We start from the raw sequence: 19,530 nt of genomic DNA on the forward strand, positions 1-19,530 counted from the left end.
CGGGGCCGCGGTCAGCCCGCGTCCTGACGGCGGACCGACAGCAGGTCCTCCAACTGCTCCTCACGGGCCTGCGCGGCCACGAAGAGCAGCTCGTCGCCGGCCTCCAGGGAGTCCTCCCGGGACGGGGTGAGCACCCGGGTGCCGCGGATGATCGTGACCAGGGACGTGTCCTGCGGCCACTCCACATCGCCGACCTGGGTGCCGGCCAGGGCCGACTCCTCCGGCAGCGTCAGCTCCACGAGGTTGGCGTCGCCGTGGCTGAAGCGCAGCAGCCGGACCAGGTCGCCGACGCTCACCGCCTCCTCGACCAGGGCCGACATCAGGCGCGGGGTGGAGACGGCCACGTCCACGCCCCAGGCCTCGTTGAACAGCCACTCGTTCTTCGGGTTGTTCACCCGGGCGACGACGCGCGGGACGCCGTACTCCGTCTTCGCCAGCAGGGAGACGACCAGGTTCACCTTGTCGTCGCCCGTCGCGGCGATCACCACGTTGCAGCGCTGCAGCGCCGCCTCGTCCAGCGACGTGATCTCGCAGGCGTCGGCCAGCAGCCACTCCGCCTGCGGGACGCGCTCGACCGAGATGGCGGTCGGCGCCTTGTCGACGAGCAGGACCTCGTGGCCGTTCTCCAGCAGTTCGCCCGCGATGGAACGGCCCACCGCACCGGCACCGGCAATGGCGACCCTCATCAGTGACCGCCCTCCTCTTCGGGACCCTTGGCGAACGCCGCCTCGACCTTGTCGACCTCGTCGGTGCGCATCATGACGTGCACCAGGTCGCCGTCCTGCAACACCGTCTGCGAGCTGGGCAGGACCGCCTCACCGAGCCGGGTCAGGAACGCCACCCGCACGCCCGTCTCCTCCTGGAGCCGGCTGATCTTGTGGCCCACCCACTCCGGGGACGTATGCACCTCGGCGAGCTGCACCCCGCCCGTGGGGTCGCGCCACAGCGGCTCCGCGCCCGAGGGCAGCAGCCGGCGCAGCATCTGGTCCGCCGTCCAGCGGACCGTCGCCACGGTCGGGATGCCGAGACGCTGGTAGACCTCGGCGCGACGCGGGTCGTAGATCCGGGCCGCGACGTTCTCCACGCCGAACATCTCGCGGGCCACCCGGGCCGAGATGATGTTGGAGTTGTCGCCGCTGGAGACGGCCGCGAACGCGCCCGCCTCCTCGATGCCCGCCTCGCGCAGCGTGTCCTGGTCGAAGCCGACGCCGGTGACGCGCCGGCCCCCGAAGCCCGGCCCCAGCCGGCGGAACGCGGTGGGGTCCTGGTCGATCACTGCGACCGTGTGCCCTTGCTGCTCCAGGGTCTGGGCCAGAGCCGAGCCCACCCTTCCGCAACCCATGATGACGATGTGCACGGCCCTACCCCGCACTCCTCGATAGGCGTCCGACTTGCGTGAACGTGGCGCTCATATCTCTTCTCTCGAATCGCCGGGCAACAGGCGCGGTCCGGTCGCAGACCGCTGGGCAACATCATGCCGGGGTTTCCCGCCGATGATCCCCCGCGGTTCGCATCGTGGGCCCGACGCAACCGCGCCGCGGCCCCGCCCGCCTGCACGCTCCGCGCCCAGGTCCAAGGTAACGTCCGGATCCCGCCGCTCCGGGCGGTGGCGCGGGACGGAGGTCACCGTGCCCCGGCAGGGCGGGTGCCCGGCCCCGCGCGTCATGTTCCCCCGGATGTGCTCCGCGGCTGACCGGGGGCATACGATTCTCTGTTGTGTCCAAACTGACCGACCTGCCCAAGCGGATCCTCATCGGGCGTGCCCTGCGCAGCGACCGGCTCGGGGAGACCCTCCTGCCGAAGCGCATCGCCCTGCCCGTGTTCGCTTCCGACCCGCTGTCCTCGGTGGCGTACGCGCCCGGCGAGGTGTTGCTGGTCCTCTCCATCGCGGGCGTGTCGGCCTACCACTTCAGCCCCTGGATCGCCGCCGCGGTCGTCGTGCTGATGTTCACGGTGGTCGCCTCCTACCGGCAGAACGTGCACGCCTATCCGAGCGGCGGCGGCGACTACGAGGTCGCCACCACCAACCTCGGCCCCAAGGCCGGGCTCACGGTCGCGAGCGCCCTGCTCGTCGACTACGTCCTGACCGTGGCCGTGTCCATCTCCTCCGGCATCGAGAACCTCGGCTCCGCGATCCCGTTCGTCGTCGAGCACAAGGTCGAGTGCGCGGTCGGTGTGATCCTGCTGCTCACCGTGATGAACCTGCGGGGCGTCAAGGAGTCCGGCGGGCTGTTCGCCATCCCGACGTACGTGTTCGTCGCGGGCGTCTTCATCATGATCGCGTGGGGCGCGTTCCGCGGGATCGTCCTCGGCGACACCATGCGGGCGCCCACCGCGACGCTCGAGATCAAGCCCGAGCACCAGGGACTCGCGGGCTTCGCGCTCGTCTTCCTGCTGCTGCGCGCCTTCTCCTCCGGATGCGCCGCGCTCACCGGCGTCGAGGCGATCTCCAACGGCGTCCCGGCCTTCCGCAAGCCCAAGTCGAGGAACGCCGCGACCACGCTGGCCCTGATGGGCCTGCTCGCCGTCACCATGTTCTGCGGCATCATCGGGCTCGCCATGGCCACCAAGGTCCGCATGGCCGAGAACCCGGCCGTCGACCTGATCAAGGACGGCGTCGCCGTCGGCTCCGGCTATGTCCAGAACCCGGTCATCACCCAGGTCGCCGAGGCCGTCTTCGGCAAGGACACCTTCTTCTTCGTCGTGCTCGCCGCGGCCACCGCCCTCGTGCTGTTCCTGGCCGCCAACACCGCCTACAACGGCTTCCCGGTGCTCGGCTCGATCCTCGCCCAGGACCGCTATCTGCCCCGCCAGCTGCACACCCGCGGCGACCGGCTCGCCTTCTCCAACGGCATCGTGCTGCTCGCCGGCGCCGCCGCTCTCCTCGTCTGGATCTACGGCGCCGACTCCACCAGGCTGATCCAGCTCTACATCGTCGGCGTGTTCGTGTCGTTCACGCTCAGCCAGATCGGCATGGTCCGGCACTGGAACCGGCTGCTGGCCACCGAGCGGGACCAGGCCAAGCGGCGTCACATGATCCGCTCCCGTGCGATCAACACCTTCGGCGCCTTCTTCACCGGCCTCGTCCTGATCGTCGTCCTCGTCACCAAGTTCACCCACGGCGCCTGGGTGGCCCTGCTCGGCATGGTCATCTTCTACGGCACGATGACCGCGATCCGTCGCCACTACGACCGCGTCTCCGCGGAGCTCGCCGCCCCCGAGGGCCCCAGCGACGACAGCGCACGGCCCTCCCGGGTGCACTCGGTCGTCCTGGTCTCCAAGCTCCACCGTCCCGCGCTGCGCGCCCTGGCCTACGCCAAGCTGCTGCGCTCGGACACCCTGGAGGCGCTCAGCGTCAACGTCGACCCGGCCGAGACCAAGGCGCTGCGCGAGGAGTGGGAGCGGCGCGGCATCGACGTACCGCTGAAGGTCCTCGACTCGCCCTACCGCGAGATCACGCGCCCGATCATCGAGTACGTCAAGAGCCTCCGCAAGGAGTCCCCGCGCGACGCGGTGTCGGTGATCATCCCCGAGTACGTCGTCGGCCACTGGTACGAGCACCTGCTCCACAACCAGAGCGCGCTGCGCCTGAAGGGGCGGCTGCTGTTCACCCCCGGCGTCATGGTGACCTCGGTCCCGTACCAGCTCGAGTCCTCCGAGGCCGCGAAGCTGCGGGCCCGTAAGCGCGGGGAGTGGAACGCGCCGGGTTCGGTACGGCGGGGGCCGGCGCAGGAGCGGCCGAAGGAGCCCGAGACCCGGAAGTGACCGGGCCCGGCAAGAGAGTGCGCGGGCGCACGTAGACTGGTGGGCTGGTGTCGGGCCGACCGCGGAAACCCGTGCGCCCCGGCCCCCCTGAACCCCCCTCCCCAACCCCTTTCGATCTGGAGTCACCCCACCATGCAGGCAGAAGAGAAGAAGTCGCCGGTGAGGTCGCTGGTGGGGGAGGAGTACGAGGTCGAGATCGGCCCCGTCGCCCACGGCGGGCACTGCATCGCCCGCACCGACGCCGGCCAGGTGCTGTTCGTCCGGCACACCCTGCCCGGCGAGCGCGTCGTGGCCCGGGTGACCGAGGGCGAGGAGGGCGACCGCTTCCTGCGCGCGGACGCCGTGGAGATCCTGTCCGCCTCCAAGGACCGTATCGAGGCGCCCTGCCCGTTCGCCGGGCCCGGCCGCTGCGGCGGCTGCGACTGGCAGCACGCCAAGCCCGGAGCGCAGCGCCGCCTCAAGGGCGAGGTCGTCGTGGAGCAGTTGCAGCGGCTCGCGGGACTGTCCCCCGAGGACGTCGGCTGGGACGGCACCGTGATGCCGGCCGAGGGCGACAAGCTGCCCGCCGGGCAGGTGCCGCAGTGGCGTACCCGCGTGCAGTACGCCGTCGACGCGGACGGGCACGCCGGTCTGCGCCGGCACCGCTCGCACGACGTGGAGCGGATCGACCACTGCATGATCGCCGCCGAGGGCGTCAGCGAGCTGGGCGTCGAGAAGCGGGACTGGTCCGGCATGGCGTCGGTGGAGGCGATCGCGGCGACCGGTTCCCAGGACCGCCAGGTCATCCTGACGCCGCGGCCGGGGGCGCGCCTCCCGATCGTCGAGCTCGACCGCCCGGTCTCCGTCATGCGCGTCGGCGAGAAGGACGGCGGCACGCACCGGGTGCACGGCCGCCCCTTCGTCCGCGAGCGCGCCGACGGCCGTACCTACCGCGTCGGCAGCGGCGGCTTCTGGCAGGTCCACCCGAAGGCCGCGGACACCCTGGTGACGGCCGTCATGCAGGGCCTGCTGCCCCGCAAGGGCGACATGGCCCTGGACCTGTACTGCGGCGTGGGCCTCTTCGCGGGCGCCCTCGCCGACCGCCTCGGCGACAAGGGCGCGGTCCTCGGCATCGAGTCCGGCAAGCGCGCGGTGGAGGACGCCCGCCACAACCTGGCCGACTTCGAACGGGTCCGCATCGAGCAGGGCAAGGTCGAATCGGTCCTGCCGCGCACGGGCATCACCGAGGTCGACCTGATCGTCCTGGACCCCCCGCGCGCGGGCGCGGGCCGCAGGACGGTCGCACACCTGTCGTCCCTGTCCGCCCGCCGCATCGCCTACGTGGCCTGCGACCCGGCGGCCCTGGCCCGGGACCTGGCGTACTTCCGGGACGGGGGGTACCGGGTGCGGTCGCTGCGGGTGTTCGACCTGTTCCCGATGACGCATCACGTGGAGTGCGTGGCGATTCTGGAGCCTGCGGCGAAGGGGACGTGACCCGCACTCTTCTCGGATTTCCCGGGCGGATGCGGGTGCCACCCGCGCCCCCCCACAGCACTTCGCACCGCACTCCGTGGCGGCACACCGGTACCGGAGCTGGGCGGGCCTGGTCCTCGGTCGCTCGCCGTACGGGAGGGCGAACGGGCTCGGACCGGCGAGACGGTGGCGCGGTCCGCCGTCCGGCACGGTGCGGGCGTACGCGCGGACCGGTCCGGCGAGCGTGTAGCGGCCGGGGCCGACGGGACGGTTGCGAGCCATACGCGTCGTACATGCAGACGATGTGCAGATCGCCGTCTCCGGGAGGCCGACCGAGGAGCCGCCGTCGACGACGCGTGCGCTGCCACGGCCGGACGATGAACACTTCACCGTGGTCGTCTGGAGAAACGATGAGGGGCTGGGACGAGCTGCCGGCGGAGTGATCCGGTTCCCGCTGCCATCTGGGTCGCGAGGTCCCCCGCCCACGGTGGCACATGCACTCCGGGTACGGCGAAGGCGTCGCCCCAGGTAGCTGTCCCATAAAGCGGGGAAGTCTCCGAATCCGCGGCGGCGGCCATCATGACTGGGCGACAGCAGTGTCCGGTTGTGCTTCCCTCCGCTGGAGTGATGAGACATGAACGAGACGCCATCGGCCGTCACCGTGGCGGCCCACGTCCGATCTCCAAGACCGCGGTTTCATCACGTCGGAGTGCAGACGACCGACCTCGCGAACAGCGTCCGCTGGTACGAGGACTTCCTCGGCTGCCGGCAGGCCTGGGCGCTCGACCGGTTCTCGGATCTGACCCGCAGTCGCCTGCCGGGCATCCGCGAGCTGACCGAGATGGTTCTCGGTGACGTCCGGATCCACCTCTTCGACCGGCCCGGCCGGAACTGTGATCCGTCCGAGAGCGCCGTGCAGTTCCAGCATTTCTGCTTCAGCCTGGACGCTCCCGAGGACCTTGTCCGGCTGCGGGAGCGCTGGATCGAACTGCACGGCTCCGGCCGCTACACGTTCGCGCTCGACGAGCCCCCGACCGACATCGTCGTCGACGCCGACGGTGTGCAGAGCTTCTACGCGTACGACGTCAACGGGCTGGAGTTCGAGTTCACCTACGTACCGGACGGCCAGTCATGAAAGCCTCCGGCAGCGGCGCGTTGTGTGACTTGCCGTCCGTGGGCCGCTGGGACTTCGGCGGCTTCGCCTATGCCACCGAGCCGCTCGTCCTGCCGGGCGTGGGTGAACCCGACGGCCCGGCCGACGACGGTCCCGCGGTGGACTACGCCGGAAGCTGCCGGCATCTGGCCGCTCTCGGCCAGCGGGGACTGCTCATCCCCGAGGTCGAACCGTGCGAGTCGCCGGAGGAGCTGTTCTGGTTCCGCTGGCTGACCGGTCATCAGGTGTGCTTCATCGTGTGGCGTCTGATCGCCCAGCTCGTCGACGACCTCGCCGAGGAGCGGCGTCCGGTGGCCGAGGCGCTGCCCCTGATCAGCCGTTACGTGGACGGCTACTCAGCGATGCTGCTGTACACCGGATCCTGCCCGCCCGACCTCTACAACGCCCTGATCCGGCCGAGCATGCGAAGGCGGCACCGCGCCTTCAGCGGCGCCTGGGCGCCGGACTACTGGCCCATCCGCGACCTGTTCCGTCGCCGTCGGCTGCCGGGCACGGTCGACGCGGACGCCGGTGAACTGCACGACTCCATCAGTCTGCTGCACCTCGTCCATGACGGCGTCGCCGCACGGCTCGTCGCCAACGGTCGGTCCCTGCTGCGCGAGGCGGCCGTCCGTGGCCCCGGCCACCGGCCCGCCGGGCTCATCTACGACGCGTACTTCACGACGCTGCGCGCCCCGGTCACGCGGCACGAGGTCGTGGCCCAGCTCCTGCGCCGGCTCGTGGCCATCGCCCAGGACGTCGCCGCGAACGGTTTGTACGCGGCCGACGACACCGTCCGGCCCGCCGAGCTGCGGACGGCCGAAGTGATCAAGTGCGAGAACGGGCTGGTCGACATCCTGCACGGGGTCGCCCAGCAGGCGTGCGACCTGCCGTCCCAGCTGCTGCACGCCCCACGTCCGGGCATGGCGGAGGAGTGAGCCGATGACCGTTCTGCGACCGGAGCTGACCGGAACCCTCGGCGGCGTCGCCGCGACGCACTGGCTCGCGTCCGCCGTCGGCATGGGCGTCCTGGAACGCGGTGGCAACGCCTTCGACGCGGCGGCAGCCGCCGGGTTCGCCCTCCAGATCGTCGAACCGCACTCCAACGGACCGGGCGGCGACGTCGTCATCGCCGTCTACTCCCGCGCGAGCGACACGGTCCGTGTCATCTGCGGACAGGGGCCGATGCCGCAGGCGGCCACCATCGACGCGTTCGCCGCCCGGGGCGTCAAGCAGATACCCGCCGGCGGTCTGCTCCCGGCTACCGTGCCCGGCGCCTTCGGGGCATGGATGCGCCTGCTCGGCGAATACGGCACGATGCCGCTGGAGTCGGTCCTCGAACCGGCCATCGGCTACGCCTCGCGCGGTTATCCGCTGCTGCCCGCCGCCGCGACGACCATCGACGCCATGTCCGGACTCTTCCGCACCCACTGGAGCGAGTCCGCCCGCGTCTACCTGCCCGGCGGTGCGGCGCCCGCGCCGGGGACGCGGATGCGCAACGAGGTGCTGGCCGACACCTACCGCCGGATCGTGCGTGAGGCGAAGGGGACGTCGGCCGACCGCGAGGCGCAGATCGAGGCCGCGCACACCGCCTTCTACCAGGGCTTCGTCGCCGAGGCCATCGACCGCTTCGCCCGCACGGCCGACGTGTTCGACTCGACCGGCAGCTCGCACCGCGGCCTGCTGACCGGCGACGACCTGGCCACCTGGCAGCCGTCCGTCGAGGAGGCGTGCGTACTGCCGTACGGCGACTTCACCGTCCACAAGCCCGGCCCCTGGTCCCAGGGCCCGGTCTTCCTCCAGCAGTTGGCGCTGCTGGAAGGCTGCGACCTGCGTGGCATGGGTCTCGGCAGCGGCGCGTACGTCCACACCGTCGCGGAGGCGGCCAAGCTCGCCTTCGCCGACCGGGAGGCGTGGTACGGCGACCCGGACCACACCCCGGTGCCGCTGGACGAACTGCTGGCACCCGGATACAACGCGCGGCGGCGCGCACTCATCGGCGAGGAGGCCGACCTCGACCCGCAACCGGGCCGGCCGGGAGGCGCCCAGCCGTGGATCCCGCAGCCGGATCCGCAGGAGCCGGGCGTCGACGAGCCGGAGTGGGTGGCCCACTTGCGCAGCGGCCTGCCCACCGTCACCCCGGCCGGGCCCCGGGCCGGCGCCGGGAACACCTGCACGGTCGCGGTCGCCGACGCCTGGGGAAACCTGGTCGTCGCCGTGCCGAGCGGGGGTTGGCTCAAGAGCTCACCGGTGATCCCCGGCCTCGGCTTCGCGCTCGGCACCCGCGGCCAGACGGCCTGGCTCAGCGAGGGGCATCCCAACTCGCTGGCCCCTGGACGGCGTCCCCGCACCACCCTGAGCCCCACCATCGTGCTGCGCGACGGCGCCCCGTTCCTCGCCTTCGGCACCCCTGGCGGCGACCAGCAGGACCAGTGGACGCTCCACGCGTTCCTCGCCGTCGCCGTGTTCGGCCTCGAGCCGCAGGCGGCAGCCGAACTCCCCGCCTGGCACATCGACCACTTCGCCCAGTCGTTCGCGCCGCGTCTGTCGCGGCCCGGTGTGGTCGTCGTGGAGGGCTCGTTCGACGCCGAGGTGCTGGCGGAGCTGGAACGCAGGGGCCACCGGCTGGACGTGGTGCCGCGCTCCACGCTCGGCAAGGTCTGTTCCGCCGGTGTCGACCCGGCCACCGGTTTCCTGCGGGCCTCAGCCGGCCCGCGCGGCCGCCAGGCGTACGCGGTGTGCCGTTGACTCCGATCGTCTGAGGCGGTTTCCATGTTCGTGCCCAGCCATTACCGGATCCAGGACGAGAACTGGCACCGCCGGATCATCGACGGCCATCCGTTGGCGACGCTCACCACCAACGGCCCCACGGTGCCGTGGGCGTCGCGGCTGCCCGCCCTCGTCGCGCCCGGCGAGCCCCGGACCGGCCCGCTCGCCGGCACGGAGCTGTACGGGCATCTCAACCGCGCCAACCCGCACTGGAAGGCGCTCACCGACGGCGGCTACGCCCGGCTGATGTTCGACGGGCCGGGCGGGTTCGTCACCCCGGCGGTCTATCCGGACGGCCCGTCCGCTCCGACATGGAACTTCGCGGCCGTCCACGTGTGCGGGAAGCTGCGGCTGATCGACGATCCGGAGGAGACGCTCCAGGTCGTCCGCTGGACCGCCCAACGCCTCGAGGAGCGCTTCGGCGCCGGCTGGGACCAGACGTCCTCGGTCGGCTACTTCCGACGGCTCCTGCCGGGAGTCGGAGCGTTCCGGCTCCGCGTCGAGGAGGTGGAGGGCCTCTTCAAGTTCAGCCAGGAGAAGCCGGCCGACGTGCAGGAGTCGGTGATCCGGCGCTATGAGGCCGATGAGAGCGGTGCCGGCCGTGCCCTCGCCCACCTGATGCGCGAGGCCGGGATGGGACGGACGGCCGAGGTCGCGCCGGCCGGTGCGACGGCGGACGGCGCCCGCGGGGTCTGCCCGTTCTGACCGATCAGGGATAGGGGTCCGGGCTGATCGACCGCAGCGTGGGCCGCCTCGTAACGTGCGACGCATGGCACTCATCGCTCACACCGCGCAGGCGCTCCCCGACGAGACGCTGGACCAGCTGCGTTCGGCCGTCGCGATGGCCACCCGACCCGACCGGCTCGGCGGCCGCAGCCCCTACCACTACACCTTCTGGTACGCGCTCGAGACTCCGCCGCGCAACCTGGTCGAGACGGCGGTGCGCGATCACCTGGTGCACCACATTCCCGCGCAGGTGCGGGAGGCGGCCGTAGGAGTCGAGTGGTGGCTCGGGCGGCTCACGTCGCCGTACGCCTCGAACTTCGAGTTCGGTCTGCACCGGGACATCGGGGAGGACCCGGGCACGGGGGAGCTGGTGTCCCCGACGCTGTCCAGCGTCATGTACCTGAACGACGTGGCGGACGGGCCGCTGCTCGTCTTCGGGGGTGAGCCCGCACCGGACGCCCCTGACCGGGAGTTCGTGCTGCCGGCCGAGAACCTCTACGTCACGTTCCCGGGTCATCTGTGGCACGCCGTGGGCAGTCGCGTGGACGTCGGCCTGCCCCCGGAGTCGCCGGCCGCTCCCGAACACCGGGAACGGCTGACGGTCCTCGTGAACTGGTGGACGTACCAGCCCGGTGACATCGCCGCCGAGCCGATGAAACAGGTCGCCGCCGCGTACGACGGCTCGATGTACCCCGAGCTGCGGGCGGGAGCCGGGTCTCAGATCTCCTCGTAGCCGAGCCGACGGCCGACGGCGCTCTGGATGGCCGCCGTCAGGTCGTCCACGTGCTCGGTGTCGAACAGGCTCAGGTGGCCGCCTTCGACCTCGGTGGTCTCCAGCCCGGCGACGAAAGCGCGCCAACCGCGGTCGTCGTCCATGTAGCCCGCCGGGAACGTGGGCGCACCCGCGGGCAGCGGGTCGCCTGCGCGCAGCAGATCCACCTCGGCCGGGAAGAACTCCGGCCAGTAGTCGAGGAACGCGGCCCGGTTGCGCTCGACCATGTCCGTCAGCTCGGCCAGTGCCCCGGAGGCGCCCTCGTCCGCGCCCTCCAGCCGCAACACGTCCAGCGACAGGCACGCCTGCCGCACCTGGGCGGCCTCCCGTTCCGAGGACATGAACGAGGGCGGCGCCCAGGTGTCGAGCAGCAGCGTCGCCGCGGCCGGCTCCCCGCGCTGCAGCCAGATCCGGGCCATCTCGACGGCCACACAGCCGCCCATCGACCAGCCGGCCAGGACGACGGGGGCGACACCGCGCACCGCGTCGACGGCGGACACGTACCGCGCGGCCATCTCCTCGACGGTCGCCGCAGGGTCGTCCGCCAGCGACTGGAGCGCGTACACCGAGAACTCGCCCCGCAGCCGCTGCGCCACCTCGTAGAACGGCAGCACGGAGCCGCCGGCCGCGTGCACGAACACCATCAGCGGTGCGCCGGGGCTCTCGGCCAGGCCGACCAGGTTGTCCCGGGGCACCGGGGCCGATCGCGCCGCGCTCAGCGTCGCCGCCAGATCACGGATCTTGGGGTTCGTGAAGACGTCCTGGACGGACGGCTGCACACCGAACTCACCGCCGCACTCCTCGATCAGCTTGAACACCAGCAGGGAGTGGCCGCCCAGGTCGAAGAAGCTGTCGGTGACACTCACGGCGTCCCGGCGCAGCAGCCGGGCGTAGATCGTGGCGAGCCGGGCCTCCAGTTCGTTCGCCGGGGCGGTGAACTCCTCCTCCTCGGCGAGCGGCTCCTCGGTCCGCAGGGCGAGTAGCGCGTCGACGTCGATGCCCCCGTCGTCCGTGCGGGGGATCGCCTCCACCACGGTGACGCTGCCCGGCACCAGGTAGTCGGGCAGTCGCCGCGCGGCGCCCTCGGTGAGCCGCCGGGCCGAGAGCTCACGGTCGCCCGTGGGCACGACGAACGCGGCGAGCGCGCCCCGCGCGGTCGCGGTGACCGCACACAGCGCCACGCCGCCCTGGTCGGCCAAGGCCGACTCGACCAGGGCCCGTTCGACGCGCATGCCGTGCACACCGATCTGCCGGCCGGCCGGGCCGAGCTGTTCCACCACACCGTTCTCCCGGCGCCGGGCGAGTTCGCCGGTGCGCACCATACGGGCGCCGGGCACGCCGAAAGGGTCGGCGACGAACCGTTCCGCTGTCGCCGCCGGCCGCCCGTGGTATCCGCGCGCCAGGAACCCGTCCCCGCCGCCGACGTACAGCTCCCCGACCACGCCGACAGGAACGGGTTCCAGCGACTCGTCCAGCACGTACAGGGCGTGGCGGCCCCCCTGGGTCACCGCGCCGGTCTCCGGCCGCTCGCGGCGGGCGACGACCTCGCCCGGGATCCCGGCGACGGTCACCGGCTCGCCGTCGCACAGGACCCGTCGCGGCGCCGCGCCCGGAGCGGCGGACGGCACCGACGGCGTCGTCCAGACGGTGGTGACGTCGCCGACGGGGACGTACGCCTCGACGGGCCGGGGGCGCTTGTGCACCAGGGGTGGGCAGAGCATGACCGTTGCGCCGGCCGACAGCGGCCACCACGCCCGCTCGGGGGAGTCCACGAGGACCACCTCTCCGGCGTCCAGGGGGTGGTGCTGCCGCAGCTCCTCGACATCGGCGAGCGCCATCGAGACCGGCTGGGCGACCGGCCCGGGCAGGCCGGGGGAGCGGACCAGCCGTAGCAGATCGGGGGCGCCGTCCGCGACCGGGCGCTCGCCGAGATCCGTCACGGCCCACTGCCCGGCGTCCGCGAGAGAGACCACTCGCCACGGCCCCGGAGTCACCTGGTCCGCCGTCGTCCCGTCGGTGACCACCACCCTGGGCTCCGCCTCCGCCAAGAGCTCCGGCTCGACCGCCGTGTAGGGGGCGTGGAGCTTGGCCGCGGCGATCCGGGCCACGATCTCGTCGGTGCCGTGGCCCAGGCACAGTGCCACCAGGTCGCCGGAGCGGACCCCCTCGTGGTGCAGCACGGACGCCAGCAGGTCGGCGCGAGCGTCCACCTGCGCGTAGGTGACGGCCTCCTCGCCGGCGCGCACGGCCACGGCGTCCGGGGTGGAGCGGGCCTGCTCCTCGAAGGGCTCGGCCATCGACCGGTGACGTATGTCCGGCCCGCCGGATGCCGCCGACGCGCGCAGGACGCTCTCGCGCTCGGACCGGGCCAGCAACGGCAGTTCGAACGCCCGCGCGTCGGGGTGCTCGGCGCCCTCGGCCAGCAGCGTCTCCAGATGGGCGGCGAAGCGTGACGCGGTCGACGTGTCGAACAGAGCGGCGTCATACACCAGGACGCCGCTCATCTCCTCCTGATCGGTGAACAGGCTGACGGCCAGGTCCCACATCGCGGCGTTCGTGTCCAGCTCGGTGCCGAGGTCGGCACTGTCGGCCGCGCCGGTCGACTGCACGTTCACCATGGTCTGGAACACCGCCTGCACGCCTGGAAGCCGCGGCAGAGCCAGTTCCGCCACCACCCGGTCGAAGGGCACCGCCTGGTGGTCGTGGGCCTCCAGGACGGTCTCGTGGACCTGACGGACGACCTCGCGGAACGTGGGATCCCCGCTCAGGTCGGTCCGCAGCGGCGCCGACTTCACGAAGCACCCCACGATGGACTCGGCGACCTCGTGGTCCCGACCGGCGAGCGGTGCGCCGACGATGACGTCGCGCTGCCCGCTCATGCGGGCGAGGAACACCTTGTACGCGGCCATGACGACGACGAACAGGGTGACGCCTTCGTCCGCCGCCAGCCGCCGCAGGCGGGACAGCACCTGAGCCGGGACCGTGAGCGGCACCGTGCCGCCGGTCCGCTTCGACGTGGCCGGCCGGGGGCGGTCCTTCGGCAGGTCCAGGACCGGCAGGTCCCCGGCGAGCTTGCCGGTCCAGTACGCCAGATCGCGCGCGACCGCCGCTTCGTCGCTCTGCTCCAGCTCCCAGGCCACATAGTCGAGGAAGCCGACGGACGGGGCGGGTCCCAGGGGCCGGCCGGCGAGCAGGGCGTCCAACTCGGCGACGACCATCGCACGGGACAGCCCGTCTATGACGATGTGGTGGAAGTTGAGCGCCAGCATCGTCCGGTCGCCCGGCAGCGCGAACCCGATGATCTGGAAGAAGCAGGGGCCGTCGAGGGCGAACGGGCGCCTGGCGGCCTCGTGGCCGGCGGCCGTGGCACGCGCCCGTGCCTCGTCGGCGGGCAGGTCGCGCAGGTCGTGCCACGTCACCGGCGGCTCGATAGGGCCGTCGTCCTGCTGCATGGGCACACCGTCCTGTTCGAACATGTGCACACGCAGAGCGTGGTGACGGTCCATCAGTTCCGCGGCGACCGCACGCAGTGTCGGCAGGTCCAGTGCCCGGTCGACGGTCCGCAGTTCCGGCAGGCTGTACTCGCTGGTGTCCGGGTACTGGCGGCAGGAGAACCAGATCCGTGCCTGGGGTGGATTGAGGGGCACCGGGGTGCCGTGCGGGACCGGCGGGATGTGCGGACCGCCGTGCTCGTCGCCGCGCTCGCGCAGTAAGCGCAGGAGCAACCGCTGCTTCTCCGCGTCCAGTGTGGTCATCGACTCACTCCTCCTGGTCGCCGCGCTGCGCGGCGGGTTCGTCGGACAGCGCGGCCAACTCGGCGACCAGCGCCTTCTCCACGTGCTCGGCCACTCCCGCGATCGTCGGGTCGCCGAAGAACTGCCGTACGGTGACCGCCACCCGGAAGCGGGTCTTGACCCGGTGCAGCATCTGCAGGGCCGACAGCGAACTGCCGCCCGCCTCGAAGAAGTTCTGGCGCCTGCCGACCTGTTCGACGCCCAGCAGGTCGCACCAGACCTCGGCGAGCTGCGACTCGATCAGCGAGGTCGCCTCCGAGACGCCGGCCCGGGCCGCACGGTCCTGTGCGGTCGGTGCGGGCAGTGCCTGCCGGTCGACCTTCCCGGACGGGGTGAGCGGCAGCGCGGCCAGCTTCACGTACGCCGTCGGCAGGAGATAGCTGGACAGATAGTCCGCCGCGTGCTCCGCCACGTCGGGCACGTCGGTGTCCGGCCCCACCAGATAGGCGACGATCTCCTTGCCACCGGCCCGGTCCTCGCGGATGGCCACGGCCGCCTGCTCGACCGCCGGGTGGGCCCGCAGGACCTCCTCGATCTCGCCCGGCTCCACCCGTACGCCCCGCACCTTGGCCTGGCCGTCGGCCCGTCCGGCGTAGTGCAGCAGACCGTCCTCGTCCCGGACCGCCAGGTCGCCGGTGCGGTACAGGCGCTCGCCGGGCGTCACCGGCCAGGGGTGAGGGACGAACCGCTCGGCGGTCAGGCCGGGCGTGCCGAGGTAGCCCCGCGCCAGACCGTCCACGCCCGCGACGTGCAACTCGCCGACCACACCCGGAGGCACCGGCCGCAGGGCCTCGTCGAGCACGAACAGCCGGTAGCCGTTGACGGCCCGGCCCATCGGGACACGGTCGCCGTCCGGCTGCTCCCGACCGCTCCACAGCGCGACCTCCGACGTCTCCGTCTGGCCGTACGCGTTGTCCAGCGGGACGTCGAAGTGGGCGGCGAAGCGGCGCAGCAACGCGGCGGGCACGGCCTCGCCGGACGTCTGCACACGGTCGAGAGAGGGGTACTTGGTCGCGGAGACCGTGGCCAGGTACATGTCCAGCATCGAGGGCACGAAGTGGGCGACGACGGTGTCCGGAGCGGCCAGCAGCCCGGCCAGATACGGTACGTCCGTCTCGGTGCCGGCCTCGGCGGCCACGATCGTCGCACCGGCCCCGAGCGTCGCGAAGACCTCCCAGATCGCCACGTCGAAGATCAGCGGAGTCTTGTGCACCACCCGGTGGCCGGGCCCGAGCGCGTAGTGCCGTGCGATCCACTCCACCCGCGACGCCGCACAGCCGTGGTCGATGACCACGCCCTTGGGCCGGCCCGTCGACCCGGACGTGTAGTAGACGAACGCCGTGTTCCGCGGGTGGAGCACGGGCTCCTCCCCGCTCGCCCGCCCGGCTGTGGCCGGATCGACCACGGGCACGCCCTCCAGTCCGGCCGGCACCCGCGAGGCGACGACCGCGGCCATCGCGCAGTCCTCGGCGATCCATCGCAGCCGCTCGGCGGGGAAGCCGGCGTCCAGCGGCACGAACCCGGCCCCCGCGCGCAGCACACCGAGCACGGCGGCGACCGACTCGACGGAGCGGTCCACGCAGATGCCCACCAGCGACTCCGGACCGGCGCCGACGGCTCGCAGAGCGGCCGCCACCGCCCGTGACCTGGCGTCCAGTTCGGCGTAGCCGACGGCCCGGTCGCCGGCCAGCACGGCCACGGCGGACGGGTCTCGGGCCACCTGTGCGCGGAACCCGTCGTGCAGCAGGGTGGCGGCGGCGCCGCGCTCCTCGTGGTCGGCGTTGATCGTGGTGAGCTGCGCGGTGGCGGCGGCGGGTGGCAGCAGGGGCAGTTCGGCCAGCCGCGTCGACGGCTGGGCGAGCGCCGACTCCAGCAGCGTCACCAGGGCGTCCTGCCAGCGTTCGGCGGACGGCCGGTCGAAGCGGCGTGCCGCGTACTCGACCTCACCGGTGACCCCCTCGCCGTCGAGCCGCAGCGTGCAGGTCAGCGGCATCTTGGCGGTGCCCGAGTGGACGAGGTGCTCGGTGACCTCCAGACCGTCGATCACACCGCCGTCGTCCACCGGGGTGGACTGGAGGACGAACATGGACTGGAAGACGGGGTTCTCGGCGCCGTCACCGCCCTGGGTGATGCCGCCGGTCATCTCCGAGAACGGCAGTTCCTGGCGTGACAACGCCTCCGTGAGCGCCGTGTCGGTGCGCTCCACGAGGTCTCGGAAACTCATCCCGGGCGTGAAGCCCATGCGGACGGGCACGGTGTTCACCAGGTACCCGATCAGATCCTCGGTGCCCGCTCGGTTCCGGCCCGCCATCGGGACGCCGACCACGATGTCCTCGGCGCCGCCGGTCATCCGGTGCAGCGTGGCGAAGAAGGCGGCGAGCAGCACACCGAACGGGGTCGACCCGCAGGCCCGGGCCACGTCCTCCACCCGCACCGGACCCGCCCCGCCGAGGCGCAGCGGCAGGGAGAACCCCGAGGGGCCGGGCGCCCCGGTCGGCCGCCCCGGCTCCACCGGCGGGGCGTCACCCGACAGTCGTCGCGACCAGTACCGTCGCTGTTCGGCCGCCTCCTCGGACGCCAGCCAGTTCTCCTGCCAGGCCACGTAGTCGGCGTACCGGACGGTGGGCTCCGGCAGCCGGCGCCCTTCGTACAGCGCGGCGAACTCGCGCCAGAACACACCGAGGGACCAGGCGTCGAAGGCGCTGTGGTGCACGTTGAGCAGCCACAGGTGGCGCTCGTCGTCGACGCGGTAGCAGGAGGAACGCAGCAGTGGTCCGGCGGACAGGTCGAACGGCCGGGCAGCGTCCGACTCCGCCCGACGCGTCGCGGTGGCGCGGTCGGGCACCTCCGTCACTCGGGTACGGACCGGCGCCGGCGGCAGCAACCGGGCCAGGACCCGCCCCTCGCTCTCCACCAGCACCGTCCGCAGGGCCTCATGACGTGTGCTCAGCTCGGTCAGCGCGGCGTCCATGCGGTCCACGTCGAGCGGACCGGAGATCCAGTAGCCGAGCGGGACGGAGTAGGAGGCCGCGCCCTGGTGGAGCTTGTCCAGATACCACAGCGCCGCCTGGCCGCGGGACGCCGGCCGCCACTCGCCGTGCTCCCCGGCCTGGGTGACGGCCCCCGTGCCCGACGCGTGCCCCCGCTCCTCGCCCACCAGCGCCGCGAGCGCCGCCACGGTCGGCGCCGAGCGCAGTTGCTCGAAGGTGAGCGCCGCCCCGGTGGCGTGTGCGATACGGCTGAGGAGCTGCAGTCCGCGCAAGGAGTCGCCGCCCGCCGCGAAGAAGTCCTCGTCGGCGCCCGGAGCCCGCCCGAGGACGTCGGCGACCAGGCCGGCGACGAGCTCCTCCTGGGCCGTCCCGGACGCGGGGCCGGGTTCCGCCGCGGAGTCCGCCGGAGCGGGGGGCAGTTCGGCCGGGACGACCTTGCCGCTCAGCGGTGAGCGCGGGAGGCGGTCCAGGAGCACCAGGGTGCCCGGCACCATCACGGCCGGAAGCCGGCCCGCCAGTTCGGTGCGCAGGGCGTCCCGGGAGCCCGGCACGGGGTCCGTCTCCACATAGGCGATCAGCCGGGCCCCGGCGACCGGGTCGTCGGCCGGCACCACGAAGGCGTCCCGAACCCCGGGGCACGCCCGCAGCGCGTTCTCCACCTGTCCGGGCTCGATCCGGTATCCGCGGATCTTCACCTGGCGGTCGGACCGGCCGAGGAACTGGAGGTTCCCGTCGGGCAGGCGCGCGGCCCGGTCACCGGTCCGGTACATCCGGGTGCCGGGCGGCCCGAAAGGGTCCGGCCGGAAACGGTCGGCCGTGGCGGCGGGCGCACCGAGGTAGCCGCGGGCCAGGCCGGCGCCGGCGATCCAGACGTCCCCCGGCTCCTCGCCGGTCACCGGCTCCAGGTTCTCGTCGAGCAGACGTACGCTCACTCCGGGCAGGGGCCGTCCGATGGGCATGGCCGAGACACCGTCGGGCAGGTCGTCCGGGTCGGGCCAGTACGTGGTGCAGCTGATCGTGGTCTCGGTGGGGCCGTAGTCGGCGACGAAGCGCACCGGGTGAGAGCCGACGGCCTCCGCCCACGCGGTGAACTTGTCCATCCGGATCTTGTCACCGCCGACGAAGACCGTACGCAGGGACGCGGGGAGCGTCACGACGCCGTCCCGCAGGTCGTCCGTCCACTGGTGCCAGTACGCGGTCGGTAGGCTCGCCACCGTCACACCGCGCTTCTCGATCAGGGCGGTCAGCTCGACACTCGTCGGCCTCGGCCCGTCCGGCAGCACGACGGCGCCACCCGCGAGCCAGACCGGCAGGACCTCCTCGAGGGACGCGTCGATGACCATCGAGGTGAACTGCAGGACGCGGTCCTCCGGCCGCAGGTCCAGTTCGGAGCGGATCGCGGTGGCGTGGGACGCCAGCGCGGAGTGCGGGACCCCGACGGGCTTCGGCCTTCCGGTGGAACCCGAGGTGAACATGCAGTAGGCGAGGTTGTCCGGCCGCATCGCCGGCTCAGCCGAGGCGGCGGGCTCCGCGCCGTCGAGATCGGTCAGTTCCACGACCGCGACGCCGGACGCGGCCGGGACGGGACCGTCCCCGGAGTGCAGCAGCAGCTCCACGCCCGCGTCGGAGAGCATCGCGGCCGCGGGACCTGTGGGCAGCGCGCCGTCGAGCGGAACGTAGACCCCGCCGGCCTTCCACAGGGCGAGCAGCGTGACGAGCCAGCGCTCCGACTGCTCGACGGCGAGCCCGACCCGTATCTCCGGGCGGACCCCGCGCACGGTGAGCAGGCCGGCCAGCCGCGTGGCCCGCTCGTCGAGTCCCGCGTAGCTGAGCACTCCGTCACGGGACACGACTGCGGGCGCATCCGGTGTCCGTGCCGCCTGAGCCTCGATCAGCCGGTGTACGCATGGATGGGTCATGGATCGCCTGCCTCCGTATCCGAAAGAGCGTGGATCGCGCGGGGGGGGGGGGGGGGGAACGGGGCGGCGCCACCGTGTCCAACTGTGTCGAATGCGCGGTCAGACAATGTCTGGAGCAGTGCTTCAGCAGGCTAGACCCGGACATCGAGGGTGGGGGAATGACCAGACGTGACGCCGCCCGGGTCAGGGC

At 72.4% G+C, this 19,530-nt stretch carries 11 protein-coding genes; 7 read left to right on the forward strand and 4 right to left on the reverse strand.

Features of this window, described 5'->3' with window-relative positions; all coding sequences use genetic code 11:
• Positions 1 to 11: 11 nt before the first annotated feature.
• Positions 12 to 686 (reverse strand): potassium channel family protein, encoded by a 675-nt coding sequence (locus tag DC008_RS26515; RefSeq protein WP_055622065.1) that lies wholly within the window; start codon positions 684 to 686, stop codon positions 12 to 14.
• Positions 686 to 1,357 (reverse strand): potassium channel family protein, encoded by a 672-nt coding sequence (locus DC008_RS26520; RefSeq protein ID WP_108709091.1) that lies wholly within the window; start codon positions 1,355 to 1,357, stop codon positions 686 to 688. The genes DC008_RS26515 and DC008_RS26520 overlap by 1 nt, the downstream gene beginning before the upstream one ends.
• Before the next feature lie 359 nt (positions 1,358 to 1,716).
• Here DC008_RS26520 and DC008_RS26525 point away from each other — a divergent pair, with 359 nt between their 5' ends.
• From DC008_RS26525 to DC008_RS26555, 7 genes are all read left to right on the forward strand, one after another.
• The gene (locus DC008_RS26525) at positions 1,717 to 3,765 is read left to right on the forward strand and encodes an APC family permease (RefSeq protein WP_108709092.1); all 2,049 of its coding nucleotides are present in this window, start codon (positions 1,717 to 1,719) and stop codon (positions 3,763 to 3,765) included.
• 132 nt (positions 3,766 to 3,897) lie between these two features.
• A complete protein-coding gene (locus DC008_RS26530) occupies positions 3,898 to 5,238 on the forward strand; it encodes a class I SAM-dependent RNA methyltransferase (RefSeq protein ID WP_108709093.1) in 1,341 nt (446 codons plus the stop codon).
• Between the two features lie 613 nt (positions 5,239 to 5,851).
• Positions 5,852 to 6,352 carry a VOC family protein gene (locus DC008_RS26535; protein ID WP_108709094.1) on the forward strand — a complete coding sequence of 167 codons (501 nt, stop codon included), beginning with the start codon at positions 5,852 to 5,854 and terminating at the stop codon, positions 6,350 to 6,352.
• A 29-nt stretch (positions 6,353 to 6,381) separates the two neighbouring features.
• Positions 6,382 to 7,308: a hypothetical protein gene (locus DC008_RS26540; RefSeq protein ID WP_108709095.1), complete on the forward strand. Its 927-nt coding sequence runs from the start codon at positions 6,382 to 6,384 to the stop codon at positions 7,306 to 7,308.
• A 4-nt stretch (positions 7,309 to 7,312) separates the two neighbouring features.
• Positions 7,313 to 9,118, forward strand: a complete 1,806-nt coding sequence (locus DC008_RS26545) for a gamma-glutamyltransferase family protein (protein ID WP_108709096.1) — start codon at positions 7,313 to 7,315, stop codon at positions 9,116 to 9,118.
• 24 nt (positions 9,119 to 9,142) lie between these two features.
• Complete coding sequence (locus tag DC008_RS26550; RefSeq protein WP_108709097.1) at positions 9,143 to 9,844, forward strand: FMN-binding negative transcriptional regulator; 702 nt, start codon at positions 9,143 to 9,145, stop codon at positions 9,842 to 9,844.
• A gap of 64 nt (positions 9,845 to 9,908) precedes the next feature.
• Entirely contained in the window at positions 9,909 to 10,598 is a 690-nt protein-coding gene (locus DC008_RS26555) for a hypothetical protein (protein WP_108709098.1), read from the forward strand.
• Here DC008_RS26555 and DC008_RS26560 read toward each other — a convergent pair.
• Both DC008_RS26560 and DC008_RS26565 read right to left on the reverse strand, forming a co-directional pair.
• Positions 10,583 to 14,392 (reverse strand): non-ribosomal peptide synthetase, encoded by a 3,810-nt coding sequence (locus DC008_RS26560; RefSeq protein ID WP_108709099.1) that lies wholly within the window; start codon positions 14,390 to 14,392, stop codon positions 10,583 to 10,585. The two genes, DC008_RS26555 and DC008_RS26560, sit on opposite strands and share 16 nt — an antisense overlap.
• 4 nt (positions 14,393 to 14,396) lie before the next feature.
• Positions 14,397 to 19,340 (reverse strand): non-ribosomal peptide synthetase, encoded by a 4,944-nt coding sequence (locus DC008_RS26565; protein WP_108709100.1) that lies wholly within the window; start codon positions 19,338 to 19,340, stop codon positions 14,397 to 14,399.
• Positions 19,341 to 19,530: the final 190 nt, after the last annotated feature.

This window comes from Streptomyces nigra, assembly GCF_003074055.1.
Taxonomy (GTDB): Bacteria; Actinomycetota; Actinomycetes; order Streptomycetales; family Streptomycetaceae; genus Streptomyces; species Streptomyces nigra.

Coding starts and splice junctions, on each gene's coding strand:
- DC008_RS26550 (WP_108709097.1), top strand. CDS start 9,143: ATGTTCGTGCCCAGCCATTACCGGATCCAGGACGAGAACTGGCACCGC.
- DC008_RS26545 (WP_108709096.1), top strand. CDS start 7,313: ATGACCGTTCTGCGACCGGAGCTGACCGGAACCCTCGGCGGCGTCGCC.
- DC008_RS26555 (WP_108709098.1), top strand. CDS start 9,909: ATGGCACTCATCGCTCACACCGCGCAGGCGCTCCCCGACGAGACGCTG.
- DC008_RS26535 (WP_108709094.1), top strand. CDS start 5,852: ATGAACGAGACGCCATCGGCCGTCACCGTGGCGGCCCACGTCCGATCT.
- DC008_RS26530 (WP_108709093.1), top strand. CDS start 3,898: ATGCAGGCAGAAGAGAAGAAGTCGCCGGTGAGGTCGCTGGTGGGGGAG.
- DC008_RS26565 (WP_108709100.1), bottom strand. CDS start 19,340: ATGACCCATCCATGCGTACACCGGCTGATCGAGGCTCAGGCGGCACGG.
- DC008_RS26560 (WP_108709099.1), bottom strand. CDS start 14,392: ATGACCACACTGGACGCGGAGAAGCAGCGGTTGCTCCTGCGCTTACTG.
- DC008_RS26515 (WP_055622065.1), bottom strand. CDS start 686: ATGAGGGTCGCCATTGCCGGTGCCGGTGCGGTGGGCCGTTCCATCGCG.